This window comes from Neisseria sp. P0021.S007 (genome assembly GCF_051956855.1).
Window position 1 is genome coordinate 1 of record NZ_JBQCXA010001795.1, and the last position, 434, is coordinate 434.

Here is a 434-nt window from a genome sequence, read left to right on the forward strand (position 1 = left end):
GGCTTTTTTGTTACCGCCGTAGCTGATTTTCTCGCCGTATTCGTCATAGACTTTCGGGCCCAGCGTACCGCTTTCAAAGCCGCGGACGGAGCCTAAACCGCCGCCGTAGAAGTTCTCAAAGAACGGCATTGTTTTGGTTTTGCCGTAGCCGTTGCCATAACCGACTTCGCCACCCAGCATCAGCGTGAAATCTTTGCTCAACGGGAAGAACCAAGTTTGGTTGTGGGTCAGGGTGTAGTATTGCAGGTCGCTGCCCGGCAAAGCGATTTCGCCGTTTACGCCGGTCAGGTAACCGCGGGTCGGCCACAAGGCATTGTCGGTTTTGTTGCGGCCCCAGCCGATGGTACCTTTGTACAACCAGCCTTTGAAGTTACCCACGCCACTGCCGTCGCCTTTACCGTATTGATTGATAAAGTCGGCATAGCGTTTAGGCG

Annotated in this window: 1 protein-coding gene; it reads right to left on the bottom strand. The window is 54.4% G+C overall.

Features of this window, described 5'->3' with window-relative positions; translation table 11 throughout:
* A partial coding sequence (locus ACTHUR_RS21500) for a BamA/TamA family outer membrane protein (RefSeq protein WP_440400839.1) occupies positions 1 to 434 on the bottom strand: 434 nt, incomplete at both ends.